Raw genomic sequence first — 12,555 nt, forward strand, 5'->3', positions numbered from 1 at the left:
GGATCCTGGCAAGCACCGAGCTGCCTATGGAGCCGGAAGACTTTCTGGACGTCCTCTGGCTCGCAGCACGCGTCCCGTCCGGCCCGGCGGCGCCCCTGACCCGCTATGCCAGGAGCACAACGGACCCGCAGGCACCGAGCACCGCCCCCGCCCTGTCAGACACTCTCTCGGAGCCGGGCCCGCAAGATCTTCCCAGGGCAGGGGCTGATCAGCTGACAGCGCAAGCAGAGGCCGCCCAACAACCCCACCTCGCAGTGCTCTCCGGCCCCGCAGCCGGAACACCGACCGGGGCCCTGCGGACCCCAGGTGACCGGGCCCTCGGCCGGACCCTGCCGCTCGGCAGAGCGCTGCGTCCTCTGAAGCGGCGCGTCCCGAGCCGACAGCACAGCGAGGTCGATGAAGTGGCGACGGCCGACCTCCAGGCCGACACCCGCAGTCCGCAGCTTGCGCTGCGTGCCCAGCCGGAGCGATGGCTTCGGCTGGCCCTGATCATCGACGGCGGCATGTCCATGCTCCTGTGGGAGCGCCAGTGCGCCGAACTCAAGGGGCTCCTCGAACGCAGTGGAGCCTTCCGCCAGGTGGAGATCCACCAGATCCGCTACACCACCGAGGAGGCCGGAGTCAGACTAGGGCGCCCGTGGAACACCACCGTGGCGACCCGACCGACCGAGTGCGTCACGGACGCCTCCGGACGCACCATGGTGCTGGTGGTGACCGACGGCGCGGCGGCCGCCTGGCGCGACGGACGGATCCGACCCGTACTCGAAGGATGGGCCCGCAACGGTCCCACCGCCGTGATCCACACCCTCCCCCGTCGACTGTGGGCGGGCTCCGGCGCACGGGCGGACACCTGGCAGGTCACCTCACCCCGCCCGGGCGTGCCGAACAGCGCCTGGACAGTGACGGACCAGGTACTCCCCCCGAGTGTCGCCCCGCCTCCGCCCGTTCCCATCCCCGTCCTGGACCTCACCCCGACCGGCTTCTCGACCTGGGCCGCCGTGAACACCATGGTCGGGCGCCCCATGCCGGTACGCCTGTGGTCACCCCACCGGCCCCAGACACCTGCTGGCAAGCCCAGCCGCGTCTCCGTCCGGGACTTCGGCCGCGCTGCCTCGCCCGAAGCGGTGCGCCTGGCCGCGCATCTGGCGGCCATGGCTCCCGTCACCGTGCCCGTGATGCAACTCGTCCACTCCTGCCTCCACCAGCGGCAGGGGGCCGCACCGCTGGCCGAGGTCCTCCTGGGCGGACTGATGCAACCCCTTCTGCCATCCGGGGACGCGCAGTTCACCGGCCGCCACCAATTGTTCGACTTCACAGCCGAAGCAAAGGATCTGCTGCTCGACGCCGTCCCCACCACCGAACTCCTCGACTGCAGTCGGCGGGTGGGAGAGCGCATCGAGTCCCTGATCGGCCACTCCTCGGACTTCCCCGCGTGGCCCCTGGGCCCGGACGACCAAGTGACCGCCACACCGTTCGCCTACCTCGGGCCCGCGTTGCAGGCACGCCTGGGACTCCCGAACGCCGAAGCCCACGACGCTGCCTCCGACAGAGCTGTGCTGTCCCCGACCACCGGGGAACCCTCCGCCGAGCCTGCGTTCGCATGGGTGTCGAACGACGGACTGGACGAATCCCTGGACTTGCTGTCCGAAGAACTAGGCATCGCCACACTCTCCGGCGAAGCGGATATTCCTCGCTGGGATTCCGTCGTGAATCTGGTGGACACGGTCGCGGAGCGCCGCGGCGAACCGCCCGCCGACGTGAGACCCCGTCTGCGTGCGCAGTATGTGGAATCACTGCTGCACCTGTGCCCTTCGGAGGTCCAAGCCGCTTTCGCCCGAGTGGGCAGCACCCCACAGGACACGGACCTTCTGCTTCTCCACTTGCTTCTCTACGTCCACGCCCGGTCTGACGGCTCGCGAATGACGGAGACGGAGATTGCCGAGGATCTTTCGCAATTCCTTGACGGGCGAGGACTCCACCTAGACCGTGAACGTCGGCTCGGCCCGGAGGACACACGTCGGTTCGACCTGCTCTGGCGCATCGACGGCCGGTACTGCCCAGTGGAGCTCAAACGGACCGGAACGCCCTTCTCTTGGAAGGCTGCTTTCACAAAGACCGAGCACCATCTGGGGTTGTCGGGTGATTCCTTTGTCGCAGGTTTCGTTGTGGCCGTGGACGACGACGAGAAGCCTGCCGGGCCAGCCCCGCTCGAGGAATGCGTCATCGGCTACGCGCCGCCGTCCCATCCCAACATGATGATCACTGGTCTGCGTTTCCAAAATGGTGCGGCGCCAGCGATCCGCAGGGTGTGTATCGCCGTCGACACCGTGGGGTTCGCGGCGATGACCGCGCCTTCACGACAGTCATGGCACGAGAATCTCGATGGTGCTCTTCGCCATGCGATACAAGCGGCGGGGGTCGAGCCTGACGCGTGCGTCCGCCACGACCAAGGCGATGGCGTCCTCATCCTCCTGCCCCCGGGGGCAGACGAAGCAAGGGCTGTACCTGGATTCGCCGAGGGCCTCGCCCAAGCGCTTCGGCACGCCCTTGAACAGGGGCACACCATGCGCCTGAGAGTCGCGATGGACTCAGGAGCCGTCGTTACGGGGAGGTACGGTTTTGCTGGGGAGAGCGTGGAGCGTGTCAATCGGCTCGTCGGCTCAGATGCGCTGTGCGAGCCGCAATCCGAGTGCGCACTCCTCGTCTCCGAGACCCTCTATGAGGAAGTGCCAGCCTTCCACGGACGCTTCCAACGTGTGAACGTGAGAAGCAAGAACCTTCAGGCCTGGGCTTGGCTGCTGTCTAGCCTGCCCGAACACTTCCGCCTCTCGGAACCCTTTGCCCCGTCCCCCTCGAACGCCGTCATGGCAGACGAAGCCTTGTCAGCGGGAGGCCATAACCTGGCTAAACGGGAACCGCAGAAGGGCACCTCCATGAACGCCAGTTACTACCGGAGCCAGCTGGACAGGAAGAACAAGGCTCGCGCTGACGCGGAGAAGAAGGTCGGCGAGTTCCGCAAGAAGGAAGCCGACAAGCGCGCGAAGGCCACAAAGGAGCGATCGGCCGCCGCCAAGGCGAGCAGCCAGAGCACCGTCAACAGCAAGCTGCGTGCTGCCCAGCGGTACGAGAACGAGGCCAACAAGGCGGGCCAGGACGCCAGCACGTGGAGCGCCAAGGTGGGCAAGCTCTCCAAAGAGGCAGCTGACCTGTCGGCCAAGCTGGCGAAAGCGGAACAGGCCGAGCGGGCGGCCGCGGAGAAGGCTCGCCAGCGTGAACAGCAGAAGACGCAGCGGCGTGCCGCAGCTGAGCAGCAGAAGATCGAGAGCCGCCTGACGGCGACGGAGGGCGAGGTGCGCATGGTGATGAGGGAACTGCGGGCCCCGAAGCCGGAGAAACTGCGGGTGCTGCTGCTCGCGGCCGCCTCCGCCGGTGATCTGCGAGTCGGCCAGGAGCAGCAGAGGATTCGGGCGGCCGTGCAGAGTGCCACCCATCGAGACCTTGTCGACCTGGATCTCCACCCGGCCGCGACGGCGGACGTCTTCCTGGACGCGCTGACCAGGTTCCGTCCCCACGTCGTGCACTTCTCCGGTCACAGCACGCAGGACCTGATCGCATTCGAGAAAGGCGAGGACGGCTTCCACGAAGGTGCCATCGTCAGCGCCGGCGCCTTCGCCCGGGCCGTCGCCGCCGTGGACGACAAGCCGCTGCTGGTCCTGCTCAACTCCTGCCACTCTGCGGCCCAGACCGGGAAGCTGGTCGACACCGTGCCCTTCGCCATCGGCATGTCCGACACCATCGGCGACGTCGACGCCATCACCTATGCCGCCCGGTTCTACGCCGCCGTCGCCGACGGCCAGTCCGTCCAGGCCGCCCACCTGCTCAGCCGGGCGGCCATCGAAATGAACGGCCTGCTCGACCGCGACCTGCCGACCCTGGCCTGCGCTGCGGACGTCGACCCCAGCGCTACGAAGCTGGTGACGCCGCCTCCGGAGTAGGACGTGGTGAAGCACGGCATCGCGTTGCGCGGGCCCGGACCAGTTGGTCTGGGCCCGCGCAACTCCTCCAGAAACCCGGTGCGTCCCCCAGACGCCATCGCCCACCTCGACATACGACGACGCGACCGCCTCGGCGGCACCTCCACGAGTACCAGCATGCGGCCTGACCTGCACGGACGAGAATCTCGGCACGGACAGGGCGGGGGCCAAGAAAGTCCCGTGCCTGCCGCGGGCGTTGCCCTCGCACCTTGTCTTTGGCGTTCCCATGCCTCGCCCGCGGCGTTCAGGCTGGGATGGCGTCCCGTGTGATGGTGTAGGCGATCACCGTGCGGGTGTGCGCGGGCGGATGCCCGGGGCGTGCATCCGGTAACGGTCTCCGCTCCCTGCGCACAAGGCAGGCCACCGTGCAAATCTCCCTGGTGAACGGCCAGTTCAACCCGGGAGGTGCCCGATGGCCTTGTCCCGGTCTGACCTACAACGCCTGCTGGAGTCACTACGCTCGGCGGACGGAATCAAGCTCGTCCGCAACGGCGCCGAGCGCATGCTGCAGGAGCTGATCGAGGCCGAACTCAGCGGCCGGATCAGCGCCCGTGGAACGAGCGCACCGAGGACCGCACCGCCTTCCGCAACGGCCATCGGGAGAAGACCCTGGCCACCCAGGCCGGCGATCTGGACCTGGCCATCCCGAAACTGCGCAGCGGCAGCTTCTTCCCCAGCCTGCTGGAACGGCGCCGCCGCATCGACCAGGCTCTGTACGCGGTCATCATGGAGGCGTACGTGCACGGGGTGTCCACCCGCTCGGTCGACGACCTGGTCAAAGCGCTCGGCGCGGATAGCGGCATCTCCAAGAGCGAGGTCTCACGGATCTGCGGTGACCTGGACGAACAGCTCACCATCTTCCGCGGCCGGCCCCTGGACCACAGCCGCTTCCCCTATCTCTACCTCGACGCGACCTACTGCAAGGTCCGCGTGAACCATCGGATCGCCTCCCAGGCCGTGGTCATCGCCACCGGCATCAGCGAGGACGGCGGCCGTGAGGTGCTCGGTGTGATGGTCGGTGACAGCGAGACCGAAGCATTCTGGAGCAAGTTCCTGCGCTCCCTGCGCGAACGCGGCCTGGGCGGGGTCCGCCTGGTCATCTCCGACAGCCACAGCGGTCTGGTGGCCGCGATCCGCAAGGTCATGCTCGGCGCCGCCTGGCAGCGCTGTCGTGTCCATTTCCTGAGGAATGTGTTCTCCGTGATCCCGAAGGGATCCGGGGAAATGGTCGCGGCGACCATCCGCACCATCGTCATCCAGCCCTGCCCTTGCCGAAAATCTCATCCGGGCTGGTGAGCGACCGGGGCGCGCACTGCGGCCAGTGCCTTGTTGAACAGTTTGGCCGCGGGTCAGGGGCCGGTTCTCCGCGACCACGAACGCCGGAAAGCGGCTGTACCTGCTTCGTCACGGCGGCAAGGAGTGGCTGGACGAAGATCGACACAGTCGCATCGCCGTGGAGACCCGCATGGGCCACGAGGTCGCCGGCGTGGATGGTCTCCACTCGCACGTTGCCCTGGCCATGGAGCAGGAGATTGCCGATTCGCTGCAAAGCAGGTGGCTGCGCCATTCGTGGTCGGCGAGGGAGGGCACTGGAAAGGCGCCATCTCCCACTGCTCTACCATTCGATCTTGAAAAATGGTGGAAACCAGCAGGTCAAAGCCGCTCAGGACACGTCGACATAGTTTCGTTCATGAAGTTCATCTCGACCAAGAGCTTCATGCCGTTCGTGTGGTACCGCATCGTCCTCGGCATCGTGATCGTCATTCTGGTCACGATGGGCGTGCTCAGCCCGCACGCGGCGGAGTCGGCGGGCTGAGCTGGGGATTCCGTCCCAACTCGACGGGGGCTCGCGGGAGTTCCCGGGTGGGTTCGGTGAATTCCCGTGACTCATCACATACGGGATCCGTAGCGATTCGGTAGCGCACTGTCAGTTCTTGCCCCTAGGCTGGTGCGCATGTCCCCCGATTCCATGGCCCTTGGTTCCGTGCGGTCTGCTGCAGAAGTGAACGAGCAGATCCGTGCGCTCTGGTTGCGCGCGGGCGGCACCCTCTCGGCCCAGGAGCGCGCGGAGTACGAGCTGTTGGTGGTCGAGTGGGCGGCCGCGATCCGCGGCAACGTCGTCGAGGCGGCCTGAACACCCACCACCTGACGCCGCCTCGGGCCCGCTACGACGGGACGGGCGCACCGGTCGGCGACGATCCGTCGGCCTCCCCCTCGTCGCCCGTCTCCCCGCCCGGCTCGGCGAGTTGCTCCCGCACGTAGTTCCAGACGACCGCGATCATCGCGGCGAGCGGCACCGCGAGCAGGCTGCCCACGATGCCGGCCAGGCTGCCGCCCAGGGTCACCGCCAGCAGGATCACCGCCGCGTGCAGGCCGAGCCCGCGACTCTGGATCATGGGCTGGAAGACGTTGCCCTCCAGTTGCTGCACCACGACGATGATGGCCAGCACGATCAGCGCGTCCGTCAGGCCGTTCGACACCAGGGCGATGAGCACGGCCACGAAGCCGGCGAACAGGGCGCCCACGATCGGCACGAACGCGGAGACGAAGGTCAGCACCGCGAGCGGAAGCACCAGCGGTACGCCGAGGATCCACAGCCCGATCCCGATGAAGACGGCGTCCAGGAGTCCCACGACCGCCTGGGACCGCACGAACGAGCCCAGGGTGTTCCAACTGCGGGCGGCCACGGTCGGGATGTCGGTGGCGAGGCGGCCGGGCAGCTGACGGGAGAGCCAGGGCAGGAACCGCGGTCCGTCCTTGAGGAAGAAGAACATCAGGAAGAGGGCCAGGACGGCGGTCACCACACCGTTGACCACCGTGCCCACTCCGGTCACCACGGCGCTGACCATGCTGCCCATGCCTTCCTGGGCACGGGCGGTCGCCGTGTCGAAGGCCTTGGTGATCTGGTCGTCGCCGACGTTCAGCGGCGGTCCCGCCGCCCACTCACGCAGCTTCTGGATGCCCTCGCCCACACCGTCGCTCAGCTCACCGGACTGGGACGCCACCGGCACCGCGATCAGCGCCACGCCCCCCAGGGCGACCAGCAGGAACAGCACGGTCACCGCCGACGCGGCCAGTGCGGGGCGCCAGCCGTGCCGACGCAGGAAGCGCGTCACGGGCCAGGTGAGGGTGGTGAGCAGCAGTCCGACGATCAGCGGCCAGACGATCGACCACATCCGGCCGAGCGTCCACAGGGCCACCGCGAGCATCACGAACACCAGGAGCAGGTCGACGGAGACACGCGCCGAGGTACGCAGCGCGGCGCGGGTCTTCGTGGGGCTCAACGAGGCAGGCATGGGGATCACCCTATGGGTACGCCCATCACGCTTCGCTTCCCCGCTGATCACAAGCCGGATACACGACACGGCACTTGGCGGGCGGATCCCCGTTCGGCCGCCGAATATCACCGCACGCCCTTGGCTCCGCCCCCGCCATGCCCAACACTGATCCAATGACGCAGCGTGTGGAGCTCGCGACCGTGATGGACCGACTGGCCGTCGACGGACTGATCACCGACTACGCGACGGCGGTGGACGACGGCGACTGGGAGGCATACCGGGGGCTGTTCACACCGGACGGACGCGCCGACTACCGCTCGGCGGGAGGCATCGAGGGGGACGCCAAGCAGGTCGCCGCGTGGCTGGAGGAGAGCATGCGGCTGTTCTCGATGCGACAGCATCTGATCGTGAACCGGAGAGTCCGCTTCGACCTCCTGGAGCAGGACACCGGCGACGCGGCCCATGTCCAGGCCGACTACGTCAATCCGATGCGCTTCGCCGGCGGCGAGGACGGTCCGGCGGCGCCCGACTTCGTGTGCGGCGGCCGGTACGCCTTCGGGTTGCTGCGTACGTACGACGGCTGGCGGCTGCGCGAGGTGACCGTCCAGGAGAAGTGGCGGCGCCTGCCGGAGAGGCAGCCGGCACCTGTGATCAACTGAGTGGGCGGGCCCTGTCCGGGCACACACACTGGCGAAGCCCACAGGGTTGGAGGCGCCGTATGAAGTCGTCGGGCCACTGGCTCGCCTCTCCGTGGCGGCGCTCGGCCGTCGCCGTGGCGGCGGGCGCCCTGCCCGTGCTCGCCTTTCCCGCCCCGTCCCTGTGGTGGTTCGCCTACGTCGCCCTCGTCCCCTGGCTCGTGCTGGTGCGCTCGGCTCCGACCGGGCGGCGGGCGGCGTACGACGGCTGGTGCGGCGGGTTCGGCTTCATGCTGGCGATGCACCACTGGCTGCTGCCGAGCCTGCATGTGTTCACGTTCGTCATCGCCGCGCTGCTGGGCGCGCTGTGGGCACCGTGGGGCGCGCTGGTGCGCCGCTGCCTGACGGGAACGCCGTCCGCCGCCGCACTGCTCGTGGTGCCCTCGGGCTGGCTGGCGGTCGAACTCGTCCGTTCCTGGCAGGGCCTCGGCGGGCCCTGGGGGGTGCTCGGCGCGAGCCAGTGGCAGGTGGAGCCGGCGCTGCGGCTGGCCTCGGTGGGCGGGGTGTGGCTGCTCAGCTTCCTGGTGGTGGCCGTGAACGTCGCGGTCGCGGTGCTGATCACGGTCCGCGAGTCCCGGGTGCCGGCCCTCGCCGGGCTGGTCGCCGCGGCGGCGGCCACCTCGGCGGCCTGGGTGTGGTCGCCGCGTCCCGAGGTCGAGGGGCGGGCCAGGATCGCGGTCGTCCAGGCGGGGGTCGTCGACGGCCCCGACCGGCGCTTCGCGCGGGAGGAACAGCTCACGCGCGAGCTGGCCGGACAGGACGTCGACCTGATCGTCTGGGGTGAGAGCAGCGTCGGCCACGACCTCGGGGACCGGCCCGACCTCGCGGCCCGGATCGCCGCACTGTCCCGCCGTACGGGCGCCGACATCCTGGTCAACGTGGACGCCCGGCGCTCCGACCGGCCCGGCATCTACAAGAGTTCCGTCCTGGTCGGCCCCCACGGCCTCACCGGGGACCGCTACGACAAGATGCGGCTCGTCCCCTTCGGCGAGTACGTCCCGGCGCGTTCGCTGCTCGGCTGGGCGACCTCCGTCGGCAAGGCGGCGGGCGAGGACCGCAGGCAGGGGTCCCGGCAGGTGGTGATGAACGCCGGGAAGGGGCTGCGGATCGGCCCGTTGGTGTGCTTCGAGACCGCCTTCCCCGACATGACCCGGCATCTCACCGAGGACGGCGCCGACGTGCTCGTGGGCCAGTCCTCGACCTCGTCGTTCCAGCGCAGCTGGGCCCCCGAGCAGCACGCCTCGCTGGCCGCGCTGCGCGCCGCCGAGACCGGCCGCCCGATGGTCCACGCGACCCTGACGGGCGTGTCCGCGGTCTACGACGCGAGCGGGCGGCGCGTCGGCCCGTGGCTCGGCACCGACACGAGCGCGAGCACGGTGTACGACGTTCCGCTGAGCGACGGCGGCACACCGTACGTCCGCCTCGGCGACTGGCCGGTGCACGCGGCGCTGCTGGTCCTCGCGGCGTGGGGGGTCACGCAGGGCGTCCGGACGCTGCGGATCAGGCGGGCCTCTCCTGAACCGCGCGTACCACCCGCTCGCACAGTTCGTGAGTCGCCAGCGCGTCCCGGGCGCTGAGCACCTTGCCCGCGCGCACGGCGTCCAGGAAGGCGCCCGCCACCTGTTCGATGCCGCGCTGCCGGGCCACCGGCACCCAGTCGCCGCGCCGCCGCACGGTCGGCTGACCCTTGTGGTCGACGACCTCGGCGAGGTTGAGCACCTGACGCTTGGTGTCCTGTCCGGACACCTCCAGGATCTCCTCGGCCGAGCCGCTGAGCCGGTTCATCACGCCGAGCGCGGTGAACCCGTCCCCGGCGAGTTGCAGGACGACGTGGTGCAGCAGGCCGTTCTCCGTGCGGGCGCGCACGGTCACGTCGTCGACCGGGCCGGGCACCAGGAAGCGCAGGGTGTCCACGACGTGGATGAAGTCGTCGAGGATCATCGCGCGCGGTTCCTCCGGGAGCCCGACACGGTTCTTCTGCATCAGGATCAGCTCGCGCGGGTGCTCGGCGCACTGCGCGTACCCGGGTGCGTAGCGCCGGTTGAAGCCGACGGCCAGAGTGACGCCCCGCTCCTCGGCGAGCTCCACCAGCCGCACGGAGTCGGCGAGTTCGTAGGCCAGCGGCTTGTCGACATACGTCGGTACGCCCGCCTCGACGAGGCGCGTCACGATCTCGGGGTGCACGGCGGTCGGCGCGTGCACGAAGGCGGCGTCGAGGTCCTGGCCGAGCAGCGAGTCCAGATCCGCGTGCCGCTGCCCTTCGGGAAGGTGCAGCCCGTCGGCGACCCGGGCCAGCGTCGCGGGGGTCCGGGTCTGCAGATGCAGCTCGACTCCCGGCCGGCCGCCGAGCACCGGCAGATAGGCCTTCTGCGCGATGTCACCGAGTCCGATGCAGCCGACCTTCACGGGGTCTCCTTCAGCGGTTGCCTGCCGGGGTCATGCCGGAAGCATACGGCGGCCACGCCGGCCCGCTCCGTGAACGTCTCGACGGCGTGCGGGGAGACCGGGAGGCGTGCCGGCCGGCGTCATCCGTGGTGGATCGGAGCCCGCCGTCCGGGGACGGACGTCACCCGTGCGGGGCATCCTGTGCTTGTCCGCTGTCCAAAGGCCGTCCGACCCAGCAGAGTTGCGCGGGTGCATCGAACGACGACCACCGCAACGCTCCTGGTCACCGTGGCTGTCTCGGCCCTCGCCGGCTGTGTGACGGTCCAGCGTCCGCCCGTGTCCGGCCCGCCGGCTCCGCCGTCGCAGCCCTCGGCGCCCCGGCCGGACGGCCCGGACCGGCCGCAGATCGTGCAGGCACCGGCCCGCGAGGCCCTGGCGATGATCGGCCCGTCCGGCAGCCCGGATCCGACATCGACCGCGTCGCACGCCGGTACGGCTGCTCGCTCGGCGCCGCCGCAGACGCGCCGCCAGCCCCCGCGCTCCCGTCCCCCGGCGCCCCCGGTGCGGCCCGAACCCCGCCGTCCCGAGGCCCGGCAGCCGCGTGTGGAGATCCCCGACGTGGCCGGGTCGATCCCCAAGGACGCGCGGGACGTCTGTGCCCTCGGCAAGCGGTACGGGGGCTGGCAGGCGGACAGCCCGGAGTCGATGATCTGCGACCGGACCTACGGGCGTTGAGCACGAGGAGACGGACCGGCGGTGACCCCCGTCAGCGGGCGGAGGAGGAGTCGCCCTCGCCGAGTCGCAGCCCCAGCCGGTTGATGGCCGCCCGCACCCCGTCCCCGTAACTGTCGTCGCCCAGCACGTCGGACGCTCTGCGCGCCCGGCGCAGATGGGTGCGGGCCACCTCGGTGCGGCCGAGCTTCACATAGTCGGCGGCGAGGTTCAGATGCAGCGACGGGTACAGGGCGCGCACCGCGAGCGCGCCCTCGTGCTCGCGCAGCCGGTCGTCCGTCAGCTCTTCGGCGGCCGTCAGCGCTCTGAGGTCCCAGGCGAGTTCGTCGAACGGGTCGTCCTGCGCGTCGGCCATGTAGTGGGCCAGCGTGCAGCGGTGCAACGGGTCGCCGTCCTCACCGATCTCCGCCCACAGCCCCGCGAACCGCTGCCTGGCCTCCTCGCGGTCCCCCGCGTGATGCAGCATCACGACCTGTCCGATCCGCGTCATCACGGGGTCCACGGCCGCCTGCCCCTGTCGCTCCGCCACCGCGTCCTCCGCACCCTCGCCGACTGTCCCCGCCGACGCTAACCGCCGCCACCGGCAATCCCGGTCAGGCGGCACCGGGCCGGCTCGGCGGGGAACCGGCCCGGCGGTGGTCAGCCCAGGTTCGGGACGGTCCAGTCGACGGGCTGGTGGCCCTGCGCGGCGACCGCCTCGTTGATCTGCGTGAAGGGGCTGGAGCCGAAGAACTTCTTGGCCGACAACGGGGAGGGGTGGGCGCCCTTGACCACCACGTGGCGGGTCTCGTCGATCAGGGGGAGCTTCTTCTGCGCGTAGTTGCCCCACAGCACGAAGACCGCCGGGTCGGGGCGCTCGGCGACCGCGCGGATCACCGCGTCGGTGAACTTCTCCCAGCCGCGGCCCTTGTGCGAGTTGGCCTCGCCGCCCCGGACGGTGAGGACCGCGTTGAGCAGCAGGACGCCCTGCCGGGCCCACGGCATCAGATAGCCGTTGTCCGGGATCTCCAGGCCGAGCTCCGCCTTCATCTCCTTGTAGATGTTGCGCAGCGAGGGCGGGGTCTTCACACCGGGGCGGACCGAGAAGCACAGGCCGTGGCCCTGTCCCTCGCCGTGGTACGGGTCCTGGCCGAGGACGAGGACCTTCACCTGGTCGTACGGTGTCGCGTCGAGCGCGGCGAAGACCTCCTCGCGCGGAGGGTAGACGGGACCCTGGGCGCGCTCCTCCTCGACGAACTCCGTCAGCTCCTTGAAGTAGGGCTGTTGCAGCTCGTCGCCCAGGACCCCGCGCCAGGACTCGGGCAGCATGGCGATGTCGGTCACGTCAACTTCCTTACGGTGTGCGGTCACTGCGACGTGCGCTCACGTCCAGGCCACAGAACCTACAGGCGAGCACTGACAGTGGGCCCCGCGGACCGCACGACCGGACCT

General features: G+C 69.8%; 9 protein-coding genes and 2 pseudogenes. 7 read left to right on the plus strand and 4 right to left on the minus strand.

The annotated features are described in order from the left end of the window. Nucleotides 1-26 precede the first annotated feature (26 nt). From ACZ5VD_RS12300 to ACZ5VD_RS12315, 4 genes and pseudogenes are all read left to right on the plus strand, one after another. Entirely contained in the window at nt 27-3,995 is a 3,969-nt protein-coding gene (locus ACZ5VD_RS12300; protein ID WP_468682203.1) for an SAV_2336 N-terminal domain-related protein, read from the plus strand. A gap of 451 nt (nt 3,996-4,446) precedes the next feature. Continuing rightward, nucleotides 4,447-5,297, plus strand: a pseudogene (locus tag ACZ5VD_RS12305) (IS256 family transposase); the annotation flags it as partial. A 415-nt stretch (nt 5,298-5,712) separates the two neighbouring features. Beyond that, nucleotides 5,713-5,850: pseudogene (locus ACZ5VD_RS12310) on the plus strand (undecaprenyl-diphosphatase); the annotation flags it as partial. Nucleotides 5,851-5,988: 138 nt separating this feature from the next. After that, nucleotides 5,989-6,168, plus strand: a complete 180-nt coding sequence (locus tag ACZ5VD_RS12315) for a hypothetical protein (RefSeq protein WP_468549924.1) — start codon at nt 5,989-5,991, stop codon at nt 6,166-6,168. Nucleotides 6,169-6,199: 31 nt separating this feature from the next. Here the strand turns inward: ACZ5VD_RS12315 and ACZ5VD_RS12320 are convergent, their stop codons facing one another. After that, complete coding sequence (locus tag ACZ5VD_RS12320; protein ID WP_468682181.1) at nt 6,200-7,330, minus strand: AI-2E family transporter; 1,131 nt, start codon at nt 7,328-7,330, stop codon at nt 6,200-6,202. A 155-nt stretch (nt 7,331-7,485) separates the two neighbouring features. Here ACZ5VD_RS12320 and ACZ5VD_RS12325 point away from each other — a divergent pair, with 155 nt between their 5' ends. Further along, nucleotides 7,486-7,971 carry a nuclear transport factor 2 family protein gene (locus tag ACZ5VD_RS12325; RefSeq protein ID WP_468549926.1) on the plus strand — a complete coding sequence of 162 codons (486 nt, stop codon included), beginning with the start codon at nt 7,486-7,488 and terminating at the stop codon, nt 7,969-7,971. Nucleotides 7,972-8,030: 59 nt separating this feature from the next. Further along, nucleotides 8,031-9,584 (plus strand): apolipoprotein N-acyltransferase, encoded by a 1,554-nt coding sequence (gene lnt, locus ACZ5VD_RS12330; protein ID WP_468682182.1) that lies wholly within the window; start codon nt 8,031-8,033, stop codon nt 9,582-9,584. On the opposite strand, the gene ACZ5VD_RS12335 is transcribed toward lnt, so the two are convergent. Further along, nucleotides 9,508-10,413: a Gfo/Idh/MocA family protein gene (locus ACZ5VD_RS12335; protein WP_468682183.1), complete on the minus strand. Its 906-nt coding sequence runs from the start codon at nt 10,411-10,413 to the stop codon at nt 9,508-9,510. The genes lnt and ACZ5VD_RS12335 overlap by 77 nt on opposite strands. A 228-nt stretch (nt 10,414-10,641) precedes the next feature. Here ACZ5VD_RS12335 and ACZ5VD_RS12340 point away from each other — a divergent pair, with 228 nt between their 5' ends. After that, nucleotides 10,642-11,127 (plus strand): hypothetical protein, encoded by a 486-nt coding sequence (locus tag ACZ5VD_RS12340; RefSeq protein ID WP_468549929.1) that lies wholly within the window; start codon nt 10,642-10,644, stop codon nt 11,125-11,127. Between the two features lie 31 nt (nt 11,128-11,158). On the opposite strand, the gene ACZ5VD_RS12345 is transcribed toward ACZ5VD_RS12340, so the two are convergent. After that, entirely contained in the window at nt 11,159-11,653 is a 495-nt protein-coding gene (locus ACZ5VD_RS12345) for a hypothetical protein (RefSeq protein ID WP_468682184.1), read from the minus strand. Nucleotides 11,654-11,763: 110 nt separating this feature from the next. Beyond that, nucleotides 11,764-12,447 (minus strand): uracil-DNA glycosylase, encoded by a 684-nt coding sequence (gene ung, locus ACZ5VD_RS12350; RefSeq protein WP_468549931.1) that lies wholly within the window; start codon nt 12,445-12,447, stop codon nt 11,764-11,766. Between the last annotated feature and the right edge of the window lie 108 nt (nt 12,448-12,555).

Source organism: Streptomyces sp. NPDC032822, from assembly GCF_055578825.1.

Excerpts from the sequence above, each read along its gene's own strand:
- ACZ5VD_RS12300 (WP_468682203.1), top strand. The coding sequence starts at position 27 with ATGGAGCCGGAAGACTTTCTGGACGTCCTCTGGCTCGCAGCACGCGTC.
- ACZ5VD_RS12315 (WP_468549924.1), top strand. The coding sequence starts at position 5,989 with ATGTCCCCCGATTCCATGGCCCTTGGTTCCGTGCGGTCTGCTGCAGAA.
- ACZ5VD_RS12320 (WP_468682181.1), bottom strand. The coding sequence starts at position 7,330 with ATGCCTGCCTCGTTGAGCCCCACGAAGACCCGCGCCGCGCTGCGTACC.
- ACZ5VD_RS12325 (WP_468549926.1), top strand. The coding sequence starts at position 7,486 with ATGACGCAGCGTGTGGAGCTCGCGACCGTGATGGACCGACTGGCCGTC.
- lnt (WP_468682182.1), top strand. The coding sequence starts at position 8,031 with ATGAAGTCGTCGGGCCACTGGCTCGCCTCTCCGTGGCGGCGCTCGGCC.